17 protein-coding genes are annotated in these 18,837 nt (G+C 71.7%); 7 read left to right on the forward strand and 10 right to left on the reverse strand.

The features are described from left to right. Window positions 1–65: 65 nt before the first annotated feature. The 3 genes from ABZS61_RS14235 to ABZS61_RS14245 all read right to left on the reverse strand — a co-directional run bounded on the left by ABZS61_RS14235 (window position 66) and on the right by ABZS61_RS14245 (window position 2,353). On the reverse strand, window positions 66–341 hold the full coding sequence (locus ABZS61_RS14235; RefSeq protein ID WP_356419330.1) for a hypothetical protein: 276 nt from the start codon (window positions 339–341) through the stop codon (window positions 66–68). Between the two features lie 94 nt (window positions 342–435). Then, window positions 436–1,215, reverse strand: a complete 780-nt coding sequence (locus ABZS61_RS14240) for a TetR/AcrR family transcriptional regulator (RefSeq protein ID WP_356419333.1) — start codon at window positions 1,213–1,215, stop codon at window positions 436–438. A gap of 202 nt (window positions 1,216–1,417) precedes the next feature. Then, window positions 1,418–2,353: a diiron oxygenase gene (locus tag ABZS61_RS14245; protein ID WP_356419336.1), complete on the reverse strand. Its 936-nt coding sequence runs from the start codon at window positions 2,351–2,353 to the stop codon at window positions 1,418–1,420. Between the two features lie 177 nt (window positions 2,354–2,530). Here ABZS61_RS14245 and ABZS61_RS14250 point away from each other — a divergent pair, with 177 nt between their 5' ends. Together ABZS61_RS14250 and ABZS61_RS14255 are read left to right on the forward strand one after the other, a co-directional pair. Further along, a complete protein-coding gene (locus ABZS61_RS14250; RefSeq protein WP_356419339.1) occupies window positions 2,531–3,643 on the forward strand; it encodes a ferritin-like domain-containing protein in 1,113 nt (370 codons plus the stop codon). 93 nt (window positions 3,644–3,736) lie between these two features. Beyond that, window positions 3,737–4,657 (forward strand): hypothetical protein, encoded by a 921-nt coding sequence (locus tag ABZS61_RS14255; RefSeq protein ID WP_356419342.1) that lies wholly within the window; start codon window positions 3,737–3,739, stop codon window positions 4,655–4,657. On the opposite strand, the gene ABZS61_RS14260 is transcribed toward ABZS61_RS14255, so the two are convergent. The 6 genes from ABZS61_RS14260 to ligD all read right to left on the reverse strand — a co-directional run bounded on the left by ABZS61_RS14260 (window position 4,650) and on the right by ligD (window position 12,141). After that, window positions 4,650–5,723 carry an amidase gene (locus ABZS61_RS14260; protein WP_356419344.1) on the reverse strand — a complete coding sequence of 358 codons (1,074 nt, stop codon included), beginning with the start codon at window positions 5,721–5,723 and terminating at the stop codon, window positions 4,650–4,652. The genes ABZS61_RS14255 and ABZS61_RS14260 overlap by 8 nt on opposite strands. Window positions 5,724–5,727: 4 nt before the next feature. Then, the gene (locus ABZS61_RS14265) at window positions 5,728–7,191 is read right to left on the reverse strand and encodes a penicillin-binding protein 2 (protein WP_356419347.1); all 1,464 of its coding nucleotides are present in this window, start codon (window positions 7,189–7,191) and stop codon (window positions 5,728–5,730) included. Further along, complete coding sequence (locus ABZS61_RS14270) at window positions 7,188–8,567, reverse strand: FtsW/RodA/SpoVE family cell cycle protein (protein WP_356419350.1); 1,380 nt, start codon at window positions 8,565–8,567, stop codon at window positions 7,188–7,190. The genes ABZS61_RS14265 and ABZS61_RS14270 overlap by 4 nt, the downstream gene beginning before the upstream one ends. Window positions 8,568–8,629: 62 nt before the next feature. Further along, window positions 8,630–8,947 (reverse strand): zinc-ribbon domain-containing protein, encoded by a 318-nt coding sequence (locus tag ABZS61_RS14275; RefSeq protein WP_356419353.1) that lies wholly within the window; start codon window positions 8,945–8,947, stop codon window positions 8,630–8,632. Beyond that, on the reverse strand, window positions 8,944–11,064 hold the full coding sequence (locus tag ABZS61_RS14280) for a PBS lyase (protein ID WP_356419356.1): 2,121 nt from the start codon (window positions 11,062–11,064) through the stop codon (window positions 8,944–8,946). Before ABZS61_RS14280 ends, ABZS61_RS14275 begins: the two co-directional genes overlap by 4 nt. 183 nt (window positions 11,065–11,247) lie before the next feature. Beyond that, complete coding sequence (gene ligD, locus ABZS61_RS14285) at window positions 11,248–12,141, reverse strand: non-homologous end-joining DNA ligase (RefSeq protein ID WP_356419358.1); 894 nt, start codon at window positions 12,139–12,141, stop codon at window positions 11,248–11,250. A gap of 59 nt (window positions 12,142–12,200) precedes the next feature. Here ligD and ABZS61_RS14290 point away from each other — a divergent pair, with 59 nt between their 5' ends. After that, on the forward strand, window positions 12,201–13,295 hold the full coding sequence (locus ABZS61_RS14290) for a Ku protein (protein WP_356419361.1): 1,095 nt from the start codon (window positions 12,201–12,203) through the stop codon (window positions 13,293–13,295). Window positions 13,296–13,385: 90 nt separating this feature from the next. On the opposite strand, the gene ABZS61_RS14295 is transcribed toward ABZS61_RS14290, so the two are convergent. After that, a complete protein-coding gene (locus ABZS61_RS14295; protein ID WP_356419364.1) occupies window positions 13,386–14,177 on the reverse strand; it encodes an SGNH/GDSL hydrolase family protein in 792 nt (263 codons plus the stop codon). Between the two features lie 294 nt (window positions 14,178–14,471). Between ABZS61_RS14295 and glyA the strand changes: the two genes are divergently transcribed. The 4 genes from glyA (at window position 14,472) to ABZS61_RS14315 (ending at window position 18,721) form a co-directional block, all read left to right on the forward strand. Then, entirely contained in the window at window positions 14,472–15,752 is a 1,281-nt protein-coding gene (gene glyA / locus ABZS61_RS14300) for a serine hydroxymethyltransferase (RefSeq protein ID WP_356419367.1), read from the forward strand. Window positions 15,753–15,903: 151 nt separating this feature from the next. Beyond that, a complete protein-coding gene (locus tag ABZS61_RS14305; protein ID WP_356419370.1) occupies window positions 15,904–17,133 on the forward strand; it encodes an NERD domain-containing protein in 1,230 nt (409 codons plus the stop codon). Window positions 17,134–17,185: 52 nt separating this feature from the next. After that, window positions 17,186–18,145: a D-2-hydroxyacid dehydrogenase family protein gene (locus ABZS61_RS14310; protein ID WP_356419372.1), complete on the forward strand. Its 960-nt coding sequence runs from the start codon at window positions 17,186–17,188 to the stop codon at window positions 18,143–18,145. Between the two features lie 117 nt (window positions 18,146–18,262). Continuing rightward, on the forward strand, window positions 18,263–18,721 hold the full coding sequence (locus ABZS61_RS14315; protein ID WP_329207431.1) for a nuclear transport factor 2 family protein: 459 nt from the start codon (window positions 18,263–18,265) through the stop codon (window positions 18,719–18,721). Window positions 18,722–18,837: the final 116 nt, after the last annotated feature.

An 18,837-nucleotide genomic window follows, 5' to 3' on the forward strand; every position in this document is an offset into this window, starting at 1 on the left:
CCCCCTTGTCACCGTGCCCTCGGCACCTGACCGTCGATCTTAGTTGGTACGGTCCCCGCACCGGCTCAGGCGCCACTGCCGGGCTTGTTCCAGGGCCACTTGGGGGTGCGGCGCTCGCGGCCCCCGGGCACGTACTCGTACACCCAGCCGCGCTGCAGCCGGAGCCGCTTCGTATAGCCGGCCGGGGCGCGCCGGTAGGCGTACACCGTGTCCGGTCCGCCGTCGGCGTCCGGCACGGGAACCTCGTACCACTTGGGCGGATGTCCGGTGGGGCCGAGCAGGACGGGCAGGACCCGGCCGTCCAGGGGGCCGCCGGTGAAGGGGGTGTTCTCGCTTTTCACGGTGCCAGTGTGACCCAGGAGACCGGGCGCGGCCCCCGGCCCGTGCAGCGGGCAGGTCCGCCAGGGATCCGCGGGGGGAACGGTTCGTCGGCCCTCAGCCGGATGCTGCCTGTCCCGGGGGCAGCAGGTGCGTCGCCGCCTCGCCGGCCACCGGGATCACCAGTGCCGCCAGCCGTCCGACCGGTCCGTCGGCGGTCTCCTGGCCCAGCAGGTCCGCGACCACGGACGCGGTCTCCGCGTCCGTGGCGGCCGTCACCGCCATCAGGCCGATCAGATGGTCGACCAGCCAGCCGCGCAGCTCGGGCGCCGCGGGCTGCTTCTCCTCGTCGAGCCAGATGAGGGAGGCCGCCTCGACGGCCGCGATCCAGGTCCGCACCATCATCCGCAACCGGGGCCCGGCGGGCTGCAGACCGGCACCTGAGCCCCTGCCCAGGTGCAGAAGGATCTGCTCAGCCGCCGCACGCCGTACGCCGTCCACGATCGTGGTCGTACGCGAGGTCTCGGCGACACTGCCGCCCCGCAGCAACGCGCTGAACCCGGTGTCGTGTTCGTCGACGAAGCCCAGGTAGCGGTCCAGGACCCGCCCGACCCGCTCGGTGGGTGGTCCGGCGGCGGGCTCCGAGAAGCACAGCGTCAGCTGGTCCGCGGCCGACCCGAGCGCGGCCTCGTACAACTGCTGGCGCCCGCCGGGGAAGTACCGGTAGACGAGTGGCCGGGAGACCCCGGCCACCGCCGCCACCTCGTCGAGCGACACATCGTCCGGGGCCCGGTGGGCGAAGAGGCTGAGCGCCGCGCCGAGGAGCTGGGCGCGCCGTTCCTCCACGCCGAGCCTTCGGTACGCGCGGGTCGGAGGGGCAGCAGCGGCGGGCGTCATGCTCCGAAGCCTAGGGCCTTTCGTCCGGGTCGTGCCGGGCTCGCGGGGTCCGGCACGCACACCTGCCGCGTCGTCGTCGGTCGCCGATGCTCCGCGTCGACTCCTTCCTCCGCCGTTCAGTCCCCATGCACCGGACCCCGCTCCCTGTTCCGGACCGACCCGGACGAAGGGCCCAACGGGCGTCCCGCCCACAGGATTTCGCTCAGGCCAGCAGGCCCGAGCTCCTCCACAGCCTGCGCCCGACACCGTTCAGCAGGCCGATGTCGTCGAAGAAGTCCGTCAGTCGCCTGGCGCCCGTCTGCATGACCTCCGTGCGGTGGCCGCTCGCCTTCACCTGGGCGACGGCCTCGCGGCGGTCCAGGCCGACGTTCTCGTACACCTGGGGGTTGACGAAGCAGACCGAGAAGACCCGTGCCGCCTCCCCGCAGCTGACCCGGGTGAACTCCCGTTCCCAGCGGGGCGCGGTGACCATCTGGCGGCGCAGCTCCTCGCGGGCATACCGGACGTGCCTGGCCTCCTCGACGACGTGGATGCGGGTCACTCCCCGCACCAGCGTCTGGACGCGCTCGTCCGGGAAGGTCAGCCGCTGCATCCAGTCGAGGATCTCCTCGCCGAGCAGGGTCGCGGCGAACGAACCGGGGGTGGTGGAGACGGTCTTCAGTACGCGGGCCAGATTGTGGTAGCGCGGAGGTACCGGATAGCTGGGCCCCTTGCCCCACTGGATCATGCGGGCGAACATCATCGAGTGCCGGCACTCGTCGGCTATCTCGGTGAGCGCGTAACGGACGTGGTTGCTGGTCACGGACTTGTCGTAGATGTGCCGGACGAGCAGCTGCATGAGGATGATCTCGAACCAGATGCCGAGGGAGGCGAGCGACGCCGCCTCGTGCCTGGCGAGGTCCATCCGCTGCTCCTCGGACATCTTCCGCCACAGCGGGGTGTCGTAGAGGGAGACCAGCTCGGGCGGCCAGAACCACTTGCCGTCCTCGACGGGAGAGTCCCAGTCGAGCTCGGTGTCGGGGTCGAAGGAGTGCTTGGCGGAGGCTTCGAGCAGGCGGGCGGCGAGCTGTTCGCGGTCCTTGAGAGGGCCGAGCGCATCACGAAGCGCCTGAACGTCCTTCTCGGTCACGGTCGTCATGGCTGAGGGCACCTCGCACGTGGGTTACCGGCGGTCAACTCTTATGAGACTGCTCGTCAGCAAGGCAGTCAATCCCTTGCGCACGACTTGTTGACCCGGCGTCTACCAACGTGTGAACCTGCCAACTGCACCCAGCACCACGGAACGTACGATCCTCGCCAGGCGAAGGAGCTGTCCGTGTCGACACACGACCTCTACATCAACGCCCCCCAAGCCCCGTCATGGCAGGTTCCCGCCACGGGCGCGGCCCGGTTCAGCTGGGACTACGACGACGGCCGCGAACGCCTCCTCGCCCTGTACCAGAAGGGCAAGGACAAGCAGTGGGACGGCAACAAGCGCATCGACTGGAGCCTGGAGGTCGACCCCACCGACCCGTTGGGCACCCCGGACGAGGCCCTCACGCTCTACGGCACCCCGCACTGGGCGAAGATGACCGAGCGGGACCGGGGCGAACTGCGCAAGCACTACACCTCCTGGCAGTTCAGCCAGTTCCTGCACGGCGAGCAGGGCGCGATGGTCTGCGCGGCGCGGATCGTCGAATCGGTCCCCGACCTGGACGCGAAGTTCTACTCCGCGACCCAGACGATGGACGAGGCCAGGCACGCGGAGATCTACGGCCGGTTCCTGCACGAGAAGATCGGGATGCTCTACCCGATCAACGACAACCTCCAGGGCCTGCTCGGCGACACCCTGCGCGACTCCCGCTGGGACATGCCCTACCTCGGCATGCAGGTCCTCATCGAGGGCCTCGCGCTCGCCGCGTTCGGCATGATCCGCGACACGACGACCAAGCCGTTGCCGAAGCAGATCCTCGCCTACGTCATGCAGGACGAGGCCCGGCACGTCGCCTTCGGGCGGATGGCGCTGCGCGACTACTACAAGCAGCTCAGCGACGCGGAACTGCGCGAGCGCGAGGACTTCGTCATCGAGGGCTGCTATCTGATGCGCGACCGGCTCAGCGGCGTCGAGGTGCTGGAGAACTTCGGGATCGGCAAGCAGGAAGCCAAGGAACTCTCCGAGCACTCGGAGTACCTGCAGCTCTTCCGCAAGCTGCTGTTCAGCCGGATCGTCCCCTGCGTCAAGGACATCGGCCTGTGGGGTGAACGGCTCCAGAAGGCGTACGTCGACATGGGCGTCTTCGAGCTCGGGGACTCCAGCCTGGACCTGCTGATGGCCGAGGACGAGGAGATAGCCGAGCAACTGGACCGGGACCGCTTCGCGGTGGAGGAGCAGGCGCGGGTGGCGGAGGTCGCGGACGCGATAGCGGAGGGCGGTGCCTCACCGGCGTGACGGCGACGTCCGGCCGGCGGGGCGAATCCTGCGACTCGATACCGACGCCCGCACGTCGAATATCTGTTCCCGGTGGTGACGTAACGTGAGCGCATGACCTTGCCGCCGCAGCCGCCCCAGGGCCCGTACGGGCCGCCTCAGCCTCAGCAGAATCCGTACGGGCAGCAGCCCCCGGGGCCCGCGTTTCCCCAGCAGCCGGGCTACGGGAACCCGCCCCAGCAGCCGGGTTACGGCTACCCGCCCCAACAGCCGGGCTACGGGTACCCGCAGCAGCAACCGGCCTACGGCCACCCGCCGCAGCAGCCGCAGGGCGCACCCGGGCCCTGGGGGCAGCCGCAGCCCGTGACGCACCCCGGCATGCCCGGCTGGCAGCCGCAGCCGCCGCGCAGGAAGCGGACCGGGCTGATCGTCGGCATCGTCGCCGGTTCGCTCGCCGGCGTCCTCGCCATCGTCTTCGGTGTCTACAAGCTGGTCGGCGAGGGCGCGGACGCCGTGTTCCCCGAGGCCACGCACAAGCTCGTCGTGGAGAAGTCGGTCCTGGAGGGTGAGTTCACCCTGAACAAGGACATGTCGGATACCGAGGGCAAGGAGATCGAGGACACCCCCGACCCGAGCATCCGGGACGGCGAGGCCGTCGTCGCGCAGTACGGCTCCGACGAGAACGGCATGCTCGTGCTCTCCGGCATGTACGGGCGGCTCGCCAGCCCCGCGCTCATGCGGAGCAAGATCATGGAAGGGGCGGCCGAGGCGGACAACGCGAAGGTGGTCGTTCCCCCCAAGGAGTTCACGCCCGACGGGTACGACATCACGGTGGAGTGCCAGGTCGTGCAGTCCAAGGAAATCGGCCTGACCACCAACATGCCGATGTGCGCGTGGGGTGACGAGAACACCGCCGCCATGGTCGCCGTGCTCCGGCCGGCCGAGCTCAACGAGGACGCGAAGTCGCTCGACCTGGCGAAGATCGCCGAGGACACCGCGAAGGTCCGCTCCGAGATCCGCAAGCCGATCAGCTGAACCGGGGCGGACGCGACGGCGGCAGGGCGCGCTCCATCGCGCACGCCATGCCCAGCAGCTCCGCGTCCGTTCCCCGGTCGGTCACCAGCTGGAGGCCGACCGGGCAGCCGTCCGGGGTGAATCCGGCCGGCATGCTCGCCGCCGGATGGCCGCTGAGGTTGAACGCCCAGGTGAGGGCCGTGGAGTAGACGTCACCCGGCCCGTCGTGACCGTGCGGCACGTTGGGTGTGACCGGGGTGAGCAGCAGGGGAGTGCGGGCGAAGAAGGCGTCGAGGGCGCGGGCGTTGGCGGCACGGAGCCCCCGGGTGGCGTGGGTCGGTGATTCCCCGCGTACCGCCGCCCACGCCTCCGCAGGGTCGAGCAGCGTGACGGGGTCCTCGACGAGGCGGACGACTCCGGCCGCGGCCAGCCGCTCCACCGCTGCTCGCGTCACCTCCGCGACGTCCGGGTCCACGGACGCGAAGCCCAGGTCCGGGCTGTAGGCGGCGCGGACCGGGAGTCGCGGTGGCCGGGGCCCGTACCCGTCCAGCACGTGGCGCAGGTACGTCCGGGCCCGCGCCGCCGAGCTCGCGAGCACACCGGGGGAGGCGAGGCCCGTGCGGTCGGGGGAGGGCAGCAGTCCTGCGGTCGTCTTCAGGCCGAACACCCCGCACCACGCCGCCGGGATCCGTACCGACCCCGCCCCGTCGCTGCCCGTGGCCAGGTCCACCATGCCCGTCGCGACCGCCACCGCCGAGCCCGCCGACGAGCCGCCAGGAGTCCGGTCGGAGCGCCAGGGGTTGGCCGTACGGCCGTGCGCGCCCTGCCCCCAGGTCTGCCAGTGCGTGCCCGGGCCGGGGACCGAGGTCGCCCCCACCGGGACGGCACCCGCGGCGGTCAGGCGCCGGGCCGCGTACGAGCGGATGCCGGCGCGGCCCTTCACCGCGAACGGCAGTCCGGCCAGCGGAAGGTCCCGGGCGGTCCGTTCGCGGGCCAGGGCGTCCTCGTGCCACACCTCGGTGAACGCGCCGAGCTCCGGGTCCAGTTCGTCGATCCGGGCCAGCGCTCTCGCCACTGCTGAACTCATGCCGTCAGTCTCCGTCCTCGAGCGCCGCCTCCATCACCGCCCGGGCGATCGGGGCCGCGTTGCCGCCGCCGCTGATGTCGGCACGGTTCGCCGAGGCGTCCTCCACGACCACGGCCACGGCGACGGCCGGACGGCCGGAGCCCGGTGCCTGCGCCCAGGAGATGAACCAGGCGTACGGCGTACCGGAGTTGTCGATGCCGTGCTGGGCCGTGCCGGTCTTGCCGCCGACCGTCACTCCGTCGATCGCCGCGTTCGTCCCCGTACCGTTCTCCACGACGTCGACCATCATCCGCTGCAACTGCATGGCCGTTGCCGGGTTCATCGCCTGCCGGTACGAGTCCGAGCCCGGCCGGCCGACCGTGGCGCCGTCGTCGTCCGTCGTGCGGTCCACCAGGTGGGGGCGCCTGAGGTCGCCGCCGTTCGCCACCGCCGAGGCGACCATCGCCATCTGCAACGGTGTAGCCGTCGTGTCGAACTGCCCGATCGAGGACAGGGCGAGCTGGTCGTCGCTCATGTCCGAGTCGAAGTTGCTGCGGGCCACTCTGGAGGGGATCTTCAGGTCGTTGTCGTTGAAGCCGAACCTGCCGACCGCCTCCAGCATTCCGTCCAGCCCCACCTCCACCCCCAGGTGTGCCATCACCGTGTTGCAGGAGACCCGGATCGCCTCCGCCAGGGAGGCCTTCTCGCAGCCGCGCGCCTCGTTCGGCAGCGTGGTCGAGGTGCCGGGCAGGACGTACGGCGACGGGGTGTCCGTCTCCTCGTCCGGATCGGTCACCACCCCGTCGTCCAGGGCAGCGGCAGCCGTCACGATCTTGAAGGACGAGCCCGGCGGGTAGGTCTGCCGGATGGCCCTGTTGAGCATCGGCTGGCTCGCGGACCGGTTGAGCCGCGCCCATGCGTCCGTGACGGAGGATCCCGTACCGGAGAGCAGCTCGGGGTCGTACGACGGGGAGGAGACCAGCGCCAGGATCCGGCCGGTGGCCGGGTCGAGGGCGGCGACCGCGCCGCGGCGGCCGTCGAGGCCCTCGTACGCGGCGCGCTGCATCGAGTCCTTGATGGTGGTGACGACATCGCCGCCGGGCTGCCTGCTGCGCGTGATGTCGCCCCAGAGGGGGAGCGGCGCCAGGATCGAGGCCGTGCCGGACAGGATGTCGTCCTCGGCGTTCTCCAGGAGCGTGGTGCCGTACGTCTGCGAGGCGTAGCCGGTCACCGGGGCGTACAGCGGGCCGTGCCGGTAGGTGCGCTCGTACGCGAGTTGCTCGCCGGTGTCCTCGGAGCCGGTGACGGGCTCGTCGCCGACCAGGATGTTGCCGCGCGGCTGGTCGTAGCGGTCGATCGTGGTGCGGCGGTTGGCGGCGTTGCTGTTCAGTTCGTCGGCCTCGAAGAGCTGGATGCGGGCGGCGTTCGCCAGGAGCGCCACGAGCAGCAGCAGACAGAACGCGGCGGCCCGCCGGATGTAGCGGATCACCGCTCGTCCTCGGTGGCCTGTACGACGGCCCCGGTCTCCGCCCGGCCCGGATCCGGGGTGCGGGACACGTCGCTGACCCGGATCAGCAGCGCGATGATGATCCAGTTGGTGACGACGGAGGAGCCGCCCTGGGCGAGGAACGGCATGGCCATGCCGGTCAGCGGGATCAGCCCCATCACCCCGCCCGCGATCACGAAGACCTGGAGCGCCATGATCGAGGCGAGTCCGATCGCCAGCAGCCGGCCGAACAGGTCGCGCAGGGCGAGGCCCGCCCGGTAGCCGCGGGCCACCAGCAGGGCGTACAGCAGGAAGATCGCGGTGAGTCCGGCCAGGCCGAGCTCCTCGCCCGCGGTCGCGAGGATGAAGTCGGACTTGGCGGCGAAGCCGATGAGGATGGAGTGGCCGAGTCCGAGGCCGGTTCCGAGCATGCCGCCCGCCGCGAACGCGAAGAGGGACTGGGCGAGCTGGCTCGGCCCCTGACCGGCATTGATCGTCGCGAACGGGTCCAGCCAGTCCTCGACCCGGCTGTGCACATGGGGTTCGAACGAGCCGACGACGAAGGCGCCCGCAGCGGCGAGCAGCAGCCCGACCGCGATCCAGCCGGTCCGGCCGGTGGCCACGTACAGGAGGATCACGAAGAGGCCGAAGAAGAGCAGCGAGGTGCCGAGGTCCCGTTCGAGGACGAGGACACCGACGCTGATCAGCCAGATCGCCACGATGGGTCCCAGAACCCGGCCGGTGGGGAACTGGAGCTTCCAGATCCTGCGGCCGGTGTACGCGAGCGCGTTGTGGTTCGCCGCGAGGTACGCGGCGAAGAAGACGGCGAGCAGGATCTTGGCGAACTCGCCCGGCTGGAAGGACAGTCCGCCGACCCTGATCCAGATCTTGGCCCCGTTCACCGCCGGGAAGAAGATCGGCACGATCATCAGAACCAGCGCGGCGGCGACCGAGAGGTACGCGTAACGCTGGAGCACCCGGTGGTCGCGCAGCAGGACGACGACGGCGATGAAGAACGCGACCCCGAGGGTGGACCAGACGAGCTGCGTGGTCGCCGCCTGGTCCCTCGGGGTCTCCAGATCGAGCCGGTAGATCAGCACCAGGCCCAGCCCGTTGAGGAGGACGGCGATGGGCAGCAGGAGCGGATCGGCGTACGGGGCGCGGAAGCGGACCGCGAGGTGGGCGAGCAGGGCGAGGAGGCCGAGGCCGGCACCGTACCCGGCGACGTCCGGGGGTACGGCGTTGCTCCTGGCGAGGCCGACGGCCGCGTAGCCGTAGACGGAGATGAGCACGGCCCCGATCAGGAGCGAGAGCTCGACCCCGCGCCGCTTGGGCAGGCGTAGCTCGGGAGGGCGCGCGTCCGCCGTCGTTGCGGTCATGCCCCGCAACGTAGCAAGACGCAGGTGTTATTTCCCTTATGTCGGCTTCGTGGCACTCGTCCTTAGCTCTGGTACGGGTTCTGGCCGGGAGGCGCGTAGCCCGGCTGCTGCTGCGCGGTGCCGTGCTGCAGGCCGTCCTGCCCCGCGCCGTGCTGCGCGAGCAGCTGGTCGGCCTGCTCCTTCGGTATCTGGCGCTCGCCGCCGCAGAAGGTGCACTGCGTCGCGTACTTCGTCGAGAACGGGAACAGCGGCACGAAGAACAGCGTGAACTTCGTGACCCGCTTGCGCAGCGTGTGTGCGGCGGGATTGCCGCACCAGCCGCACACCATCGTGAGAATGGCCAGCTGGTAGAGGTAGCCCCGCGTGCCGAAAATGATCATGATGTCGTTCCTTCTCCCGTGTTCCCCAGAAGGGCCCGCCGGCACAGCGCCAGCAGTTTCTCGTCCTCATAAGTGTCGTGACTGCCGTATCCGCCGTCCATCGCGTTGTGGCGGCGTACGGAGAGGAGTTCGGCACGCAGCACCTGCGCCGCGTCCGGCCCCGCCCCCGCCACACCCATCCGGGCCAGGCATTCAGCCACCCGGACCCTGACGTGACGGTTCTTCTCCCATGCTGCCAGGAGTACCGGCACCGACTCACCGGTCCGCCCCGTGACCTCCCACAGGGCGATCGCGGCGTCGACCCGGAGCCACAGCTCGTCGTGCGTCAGCAGGGCGCGCAGCCGGGGCGCGGCCACCGCCGCGAGCCTCCCCAGCCCGCCCAGCGCGCTCGCCGCAGCCCGGCAGTCGTGCACCTGGTCCGCTCCGAGACCCTCGATCAGCACCGGAAGCACCGCGCCGGCGTCCCCGTCGACCGCCCAGAGGGCCTCCGCCGCCTCCGTCGCCGCCGCGGTACCCGGACGCCTGATCAGCATCCGCAGCTCCGGTACGGCACACCCAGCCGCGGGCCCGAACGAGCTCAGCGCCCGCAGCGCCGCCGTACGCAGCCACTCGCCCCGGTACTCGGGTGCCCCCCGCAGCACCCGCAGCACCTCCGGCGCGGCCTCGCCCGCCCGCAGCGCCGTCAGCCCGCCGAGCAGCGGACTCGCCCGGTCGTACGCGCCCTCGTCCAGGCCGACCTCGCCGAGCCTGCGTCTGAGCACCCCGGCGAGCGGGGCCGCGGTGTCACCCAGGTATCCGATCGCGAACCCCACGTCGTGCGGCACCTCCGGCCGCTCCAGGGCAGCCGCCAGTGCGGGCAGCACCCGGGCGTCGCCCAGCCTGGCCAGCGCCTTCACCGCGGAACCCAGTCCGGGCGGCCCGCTCGCCCACTCCTTCACCCAGCCGCCGGGATCCCCGGCCACCCGCTCCGCCAGGGCGTCGGCGGCGGGCGCGGCCAGACAGAACAGCTCCTCCAGCACGTGCGAGGCCGCCTCGGCGAGCCGCGGCTCCGGATCGGCCAGCTGAACGCCGACGAGCCGGACCAGCCCCTCGTACGAACCGCGCCAGGCCCTGATCAGCCCGCTGCTCATCCGTACGGCATCGATCCGCTGCCACGGATCGGGGCTGCACAGCTGGTCGGTCAGCAACGCCGTACGGTCCTCGACGCGGTCGTCGAGGCCGACATGCAGCGTCCGCAGCAGATCGGCGGCCCAAGGGGCGCTGCGCCCCGCCGACTCCTCCGCGGACAGGGCCCGCAGCTGTCCCAGGAGCGTCGGCGCCGAGGTCCGCTCCAGTGACGCGGTGTCACCGCCCACGGCCTCCACAGGGTGCGGATCCGGCCGTCCGGGCCGCGAGCGCAGTTCCCGCAGGAGTCCGGACACCACCCGTACGACATCGCCGGGCAGCGCGTCCGGAGCGCACCGGGCCAGCTGCGCGAGGGCGGCGAGCCGCAGCCCCGGCGCGTACGCCTCCGCGGCGAGCCTGCTCAGCCAGTCCGCCGCCTGCCCGGCCAGCGGGCGGTGGCGCAGGGCGACCCGCCCGGCGGCCTCGACGAGGGCGAGCCGCACCTCGTCGTCGGACTCCACCGGCAGGCGCTCCCGCAGCAGCGCCAGCACCTTGACGGGATGGCTGTGCAGGGTGGCGAGCGCGAGCGGGGCGGCGAGCCGCACCCCCGGGTCCTCGTCGGCTATCAGCTCGAAGAACACCCCCGCTCCGGCGGTGACGGCGGCCGCCGCCATCGCGTAGTTCGCCGCCCCCTCCATCTCGTCCTCGTCCAGATCGTCCTCGTCGTCCTCGTCCAGATCGATGCCGCCGATGCTGGTGAGGAGTTCCACGACGCAGCCCCGGTCCTGGATGCCGGGATCCGCGACCAGTTCGAAGAGGAACGGAATGCAGGCGAGCGTGCACGCGTACACGTCGCCCTGGTGGTGAACCGCGCCGTACATCCCGTCGAGCGCGCTCTCGCGCTCCGCCGGATCGGCGGACGCGAGTCCTTGCAGGAGCCCCGGCACGTCGTCGGCCGGCCCGTAGGCATGCTCCATCGAGGCCCAGTCGACCTCGTCGATCCCCGCGAACACGCCATTCCCTCCCCGTGTCTTGCTCTGCACCCCGAATCCGGCGGACACCGTGTTCAGGAAGCATCTCTGCGCAGAGTGTGCACCACTGCCAGGACAATCCACCCTCCACTTGTGGCCTTTCCTCGCCAGGTGGCGTGGCGGCTGTGGAGGGGCTGTGCCCCGCCTGTCCGCCGGTCGTCCGCTTCAGCCGCCGGGGAGCGGGCGCGCCTGGCCGGGATCGGTCAGCGGGGCGAGCAGATCCCCGTGCCGGTCGAGCCGTGCGGCCATGTCCCCGGCGAGGAAGACCAGCTCGGCGGGGGCCGCGCACGCCTCGATCTCGTCCCAGGTGACGGGTGCGGAGACGGTCGGGCTGTCCTTCGCGCGCAGGGTGTAGGGGGCTGCGGTCGTCTTGGCCGCGGCGTTCTGGCTGAAATCGACGAAGACCTTCCCCGGGCGCAGGGCACGGGTCATCCGGTGCACGGCCAGTTCGGGCAGTTCGCTCCGGGCCTCGACGGCCAGCGCCTTCGCGTAGGCCGTCACTTCTTCACTGGGAGTGGGCTCCAGGGGGACGAGCAGATGCAGCCCCTTGGAGCCCGAGGTCTTCCCGTACGCGGACAGCCCGTCGGCCGCCAGCCGCTCCCGCAGCCAGAGCGCCACCGTGCAGCATTCGACGATGCTCGCGGGCGCCCCCGGATCCAGGTCGAACACCATCCGGTCGGCGACCCCGGGCGTGTCCCGGCACCACTGGTGCGTATGGAACTCCACCACCAGGTTCGCGGCCCACATCAGCGAGGGCAGGTCCTGCACGAGGATCTGCCGGGCGTCCGGGTCGTCGCTGCGGGGCACCCGGGCCGTGCCTACCCAGTCGGGTGTACCGGGGGGCGGATTCTTGGTGAAGAAGCGCAGTCCCGCCGGGCCGTCCGGGTACCTGAGGAAGGACAGCGGCCGGTCGCGCACATGGGCGATCAGGACGTCCGCCGCCGTGGCCGCGTAGTAGTGCAGCACCTCGCCCTTGGTGGTGCCGGTGGCCGGGTACAGCACCTTGTCGAGATTGCTGAGCGCCAGGCGCCGCCCCTCCACCTCCGTGATCGGCGTCATACGATAAGAATCACACGAAATCGTACCGATGAGGGCTTTGCGGGCGTTAGGGGTGAACGGTGAGGTCCATCTGGAACGGCGCCATCTCCTTCGGGCTGGTCAGCATCCCGGTCAAGCTGATGAACGCCACGGAGAACCATTCGATCTCCTTCCGGCAGATCCACCTCGCCGACGGTGGCCGGATCCGGTACCACAAGGTCTGCGAACTGGACGAGCATGAGGTGACCGGCGCCGAGACCGGCAAGGCGTTCGAGGACGCCGACGGCACCGTGATCCCCGTGACCGACGAGGATCTCGCCTCGCTCCCGCTGCCCACCGCGAAGACGATCGAGATCGAGGGCTTCGTACCCGCCTCCGCGATCGACCCGCTCCAGCTCGACTCGGCGTACTACCTCTCCGCCAACGGGGGCCCCGCGGCCAAGCCGTACGCGCTGCTGCGCGAGGCCCTGAAGCGGAGCGAGAAGGTCGCCGTCGCGAAGTTCGCGCTGCGCGGCCGCGAACGGCTCGGCATGCTGCGCGTGGTCGACGACGTGATCGCGATGCACGGCCTGCTCTGGCCGGACGAGATCCGCACCCCCGAAGGCATCGCTCCGGACGCGGGCATCAAGGTCCGCGATGCCGAACTCGACCTGGCGGACACCCTGATGAACACCCTCGGCGAAGCCGACCTGGACACGCTCCACGACGACTACCGCGAGGCGGTGGAGGAGCTCGTCGCGGCGAAGGCCGCCGGGGAGACCGTGGAGACGGTGGAGGAGGAGGGCGGCGGGGGCCAGGTCATCGACCTCATGGCGGCGCTGGAGAGCAGTGTGCGGGCGGCGAAGGAGTCCCACGGCGGGGACGGGGACGAGGTGGCGGACGTCCACCCCATCAAGGGCCGGAAGAAGACGGGAGCGAAGACCGCCACCGGCGCGAGCGGCGCAGCGAAGAAGACCGCTTCCGGGAAGCCGGCAGCGAAGAGGACCACGGCGAAGAAGACCGCAGCGGAGAAGACCACGCCGAAGAAGGCGACGGCGAAGAAGACTTCGGCGAAGAGGACCACGGCGAAGAAGACGTCCGCGTCGAAGACCGCAGCGAAGAAGACGACGCCGAAGACCACGGGGAAGGCGGCCGGAAAGCGTGCCGCACCGAGCCGGCCCCGCTCCACGGCCTGAAGGGCGGCGCGGCCCCCGCGGCGCACCGCCGGAGCCGCGCGGCGCGGTCCTCCACCGGTGGACGCCGTGGGGGACCGCCCGGCCGGCCCGTCAGCCGGCCGGGACGGCCGCGTCGAGGGCCGGCAGGTAGGCCTTCTCGTGCCCCTCCGCCGTGGGGTGCACGTTCGAGTCGCTGATCCACGGGTCGCTCGTGCAGATCTCGTGGCCCGCGAACGCCGGGCGGCCGTCCGCGAAGGCGAAACCGGCCGCGGCGGCGCGGCCCGCGATCGTCGCGTTCAGGAGATCGGAACCCTCGTTCACCGCGGTGCGCTTGGACGAACTGAGACCGCCGAGGCAGAGCCCGCCCTCCTTGTAGAGGTGGGGGTAGCCCACGACGACGACACGGGCGCCGGGTGCCCGGTCGCGCACCGTCGCGTACAACTGGTCGAGCTCGCCCGGAAGTTCGTCGCGGACGTACTTCGCCGCCGTGTCCAGGGCCCGCTCGCAGGCCGAGAGCGTGGAGTACTTGCAGCTGAGCATCGTCGAGGCGAAGCCGGAGTCGTTGCCGCCGATGCTGAGACTGACCAGGGTCGTACCCGAGCCCAGGTGCCGTACCTGGTCGGCGAGTACATCGGGGATCTTCGCCCCGCCGCAGGCGGCGAAGGTGAAGGAGGCAGGGGCGTTGGCGTCCGCCCAGAGCTGCGGATAGGCGTTCCTGCTCCGGGTACAGGCCGTGTCCGAGTAGTCGCCCGCACCGGTACCGGAGGCGTACGAGTCGCCGAGGGCCACGTACTGCCCGGCCGCCGCGGTGGTGGACGGGGACGTGGCCGCGGACACGGGTACCGAGATGCCCGCCAGCCCGAGGGCCAGCATGGTTGCGGTGAGCACGCGGGGGATGCGCATGGGGGTTCCTCCGGGGGAGCGGACGGGGGCGGGTGCCGTTGCACACCATCGCGCCGCCCGCTCTCCCGGCACATCGGTGAAATCGCCGACCGTGTCCGACAAGCACCCGCCGCGGACGTCCGGGCAGTAAAGTGCGGAACGCCGCGACTGGCGCGCACCCGGCAGGGTGCTCCGTGGAAACGACCACGAGGGAGCGGCACTCCCCGGGCCTGCCCGGGGCGTCATCGCCGGAGGGCCGTCCGCCTGGGCATCCGGGTCCATGTCGCAGCAGTGCGACCGACCCGGGAGGACCCCGTGGCCGTACAGCCGTCCGATGACCGCCGACCCGCCCTGACCGCAGCCGATCCGGAACTCGCCGCCCTGGTGAGCGCCGAGGAGCGGCTCCAGGCGGACACCCTGCGCCTGATCCCCAGCGAGAACTACGTGTCCGCCGCCGTCCTGGAGGCGACCGGCACCGTCCTGCAGAACAAGTACTCCGAGGGCTACCCCGGCAAGCGCTACTACGAGGGCCAGCAGGTCATCGACCAGGTGGAGACGCTGGCCGTCGAGCGGGCCAAGGCGCTGTTCGGGATGGACCACGCCAATGTGCAGCCGTACTCCGGCTCGCCCGCCAACCTCGCCGCCTACCTGGCCTTCCTCGAACCGGGCGACACCGTCCTCGGGATGTCGCTGCCGATGGGCGGACACCTCACGCACGGCTGGGGTGTCTCCGCGACCGGCACGTGGTTCCGGGGCGTGCAGTACGGGGTGCGCCGGGACACCGGGCGCATCGACCTGGACGAGGTGCGTGACCTGGCCCGCGCCGAGCGGCCCAAGCTGATCTTCTGCGGCGGCACCGCGGTGCCCCGGGTGATCGACTTCGCCGGGTTCGCCGACATCGCCCGCGAGGTGGGGGCGGTGCTGGTCGCCGATGTCGCCCACATCGCCGGGCTGATCGCCGGGGGCGCGCACCCCTCGCCCGCTCCGTACGCGGACGTCGTGTCCACCACCACGCACAAGACCCTGCGCGGGCCGCGCGGAGCGATGCTGCTGTCCAGGGCCGAGCACGCCCGCGCCGTCGACCGTGCGGTCTTCCCCGGTCTCCAGGGCGGTCCGCACAACCAGACCACCGCGGCGATCGCGGTCGCGCTGAAGGAGGCGGCCGGGGAGGAGTTCCGTACGTACGCCCATCAGGTCGTCGCCAACGCCCGGACGCTGGGGGAGGAGCTGGCCGCGCGCGGCTTCGACCTGGTGTCCGGCGGTACGGACAACCATCTGCTGCTGGTCGACCTCACGGGCAAGGACGTACCGGGCAAGGTCGCGGCCAAGGCCCTGGACCGGGCCGGGATCGTCGTCAACTACAACACGGTGCCCTACGACCCCCGTAAGCCCTTCGACCCGTCCGGCATCCGCATCGGTACGCCGGCGCTGACGTCCCGGGGCATCCCGGAGTCCGAGATGCGGGCCGTCGCCCAGTGGATCGACCTCGTGGTCGAGGCGGCCCGCACCGGTGACGAGGCCACCGTGTCCAAGGTGCGCGGCGAGGTGAAGGCCCTGATGGACGCCTGGCCGGCGCCCGGTCTGCCGCCCCGCTGAGAGGCGCCCCCGGTCACCCGGGAGGGCGCGGGGCGGCCCGGACCGCCGGGGACTCGACTCCGCGCGCCCGCTCTGCGCCCTGCCCGTTCGTCGAACTGCCGTACAGGCTGGGGGAGTCGGGTGGCGCAAGCGTGAACGCGAGGGGGCACGAATGCAGGATCTGAAGGTCACGTCATGGCAGCTCTTCGGGCACGACCGGCTCTATGTGAACCTGCCGGACGGCACGGCGATCGGATGGGCGGATCTGGCCAGCGGCACGATCACGGTCCTGCACCCGCGCTACCGCGACGCCGTGACCGACGCGCTCGCGCGACAGGTCCCGGACATGCCCGCGCTCTGCGAGGCGCCGCGGCCAGGGCCGCCACCGGCCCCGCGGATCCCGCCGCTCCGGCGGATGCGGAAGCCCGACGCTCCCCGCCCGGCCCCGCCGGACGGGGAGTCGGGCTGGGAATCGGGTTGGGAGCCCGACGAAAGGCGGGACGGCGCACGCGTGCCGGAGCAGGGGCGGGCCCGGGAGACCGCGCCCGCCCCCGAGCAGCAGGTACCGGCGGGGCAGCCCGAGCCGCAGGGACCGGGACGGAAGCCCGAGGCGCAGGTACCGGCGGGGCAGTCCGAGCCGCAGGGACCGGGACGGAAGCCCGAGGCGCAGGTACCGGCGGGGCAGTCCGAGCCGCAAGGACGGGCGGGGCAGTCCGAGCGGCGGGTACCGGCCGGGCAGCCCGAGCCGCAGGTGCCTGGGCGGCGGCCTGTGCTGCCCGCGCTCACCGCCGTGAACGACCTGGCGACCCGGCGGCCCGGTGCCGCGCTCCGGTCGCAGCTCGCCGAGAACGGCCCCGGACTGCTCGTACGGGCCACCACCGGGGCGCTGCGGCGGAGCAAGGAGGCGGATCCGCGCCGGGGCGCCCTCGCCGGGGAGCGGCGGGTCGGGGCCGAGCTGAGGCGGCTGACCCGGCACGGCTGGCGGGTCCTGCACTCGCTGCCCCTGCCGGGCGGTGCGGAGATCGGGCATCTGCTGATCGGTCCCGGAGGGGTGTTCGCCGTGCGCACCGAGCACCGGCCGGGTGCCTCGGTGCGGATCGGGGACGGGACGCTGCGGATCGATGAAGGCGCCCCGCAGACGTACGTACTCGAACCCGGTCCAGGGACCCGGCACGCCCGGACGGTGCTGGAGACGCACTGCGCCTTCGCCGTGCCGGTCCAGTCCGTGCTGGTGTTCGTCGGAGTCGCCGCCCTCGATGTGCTCGCCACTCCGCCGGACGTCCGCGTCTGCCGGGACCGCCACCTGTCCGCCCTCGCTCCGTTGAAGGACGTCCTCACCCCCACCCAGGTCGAAAGGGTCTACGACGTCGCCCGGAACCGGGACGCCTGGCCGGACGAGTGAGCCCGGAACGCGGCCGGTAGATTCCTCGGGAGCCGCCGAGGGAGAAGACACCGTGAGACTTCGCTGTGCCGTGCTGGACGACTTCCAGTCCGTCGCCACCACCGCCGCGGACTGGTCGCCCGTCGCCGACGACGTCGATGTCGTCGGCTTCGCCGAGCACTTCGACACCGAGGACGAACTGGCCCACGCACTCGCCGGTTTCGACATCGTCGTCACCCTGCGCGAGCGCGTGCCCTTCCCCGCCTCACTGATCGAACGGCTGCCCCGGCTGCGGCTGCTCGTCGCGTCCGGCATGCGCAACTCCGTCATCGACTACGCCGCCGCCGAACGGCACGGGGTCACCGTCTGCGGCACCGCGAGCACCACCACCCCGCCCGTCGAGCTCACCTGGGCACTCCTGCTCGGCCTGGCGCGCGGAATCGTGCCCGAGGCCAACGCCCTGCGCGACGGGGGCCCCTGGCAGTCGACCGTCGGGGCGGATCTGCACGGGCGCAGGCTGGGGCTCCTCGGACTGGGGAAGATCGGCAGCAGGGTCGCCCGGGTCGGCCTCGCCTTCGGCATGGACGTAGCGGCCTGGAGCCGCAATCTGACGGCGGAACGGGCGGCGGATGCAGGTGTCGTGCTCGCCGCGTCCAAGGAAGAGCTCCTGGAGACCAGCGACTTCGTCTCCGTGCACCTGGTGCTGAGCGAGCGCACCCGCGGACTGCTCGGGGCGAAGGAGCTCGGCCTGATGCGGCCCGGCAGCTATCTGATCAACACCTCGCGGGCGGCGATCGTCGATCAGGACGCGCTGCTCGACGTGCTGCACAAGGGGACCATCGCGGGAGCCGGAGTCGACGTGTTCGACGTCGAGCCGCTTCCGGCGGGGCACCCGATGCGTACCGCCCCGCGCCTGCTGGCGACTCCGCACCTGGGCTACGTGTCCCAAGCCAACTACGCGACGTACTACACGCATGCGGTCGAGGACATCCGCGCGTTCCTGGACGGGGAGCCGCTCCGCCTGCTCGGTTGACGCCGCGGGCCGTCCCGGAGCGGGGAGCGAGTCCGTCTCCAGCGGCGCTGCAGCCGCGCCCGGCAGCCTGGTGGTGACGGCGCAGCCATGAGGGCGGCCGTCGCGAAGGGAGTTGCCATGTCTCAGCCCGTCGGGACCCTCCGCCAGCAGGTCACGGGTGACCTGTACGCCGAGGTGCAGACCTTCTACGCCCAGCAGATGCGACGGGTCGACGCCCTCGACATCGAGGGCTTCGCCGACACGTTCACGGACGACGGCGAGGTCGTGCACGCGGGTGGCCAGCGGCAGAGCGGCCGGGTGGAGATGATCGCCGGGATGCGGGCCAACCTGCCCCGCTACCAGGACATCGCCGTGCGGCACTGGTTCGGTCATCTGCTCATCGAGGCCGACCCGGCGGACGAGGACACGCTGCGCGTCTCGTACTACACGCTGGTCACCCAGACCGATCGTGAAGGCAAGGTCTCCTTCCAGCCGACCTTCACCGTGGACGACGTGCTGGTCCGCCGCGACGGCCGCCTGCTGACCCGCTCCCGTGTCATCCACCGCGACAGCCCGGTCGCTCCGGCCGCCTCCTGAACACGGTGTCCGGCGCATGGACGAGGGGCCCAACGCGTTGGGCCCCTCGTCCATGCGCCGGACGCGGGTGACGGAGATAAGAAGAGCGTCGGGGAGGGAACGAAGGGACGCCACGG

The sequence above is a fragment of the Streptomyces sp. NPDC005566 genome, from assembly GCF_040605575.1.
In the GTDB taxonomy this organism is placed as follows: Bacteria; Actinomycetota; Actinomycetes; order Streptomycetales; family Streptomycetaceae; genus Streptomyces.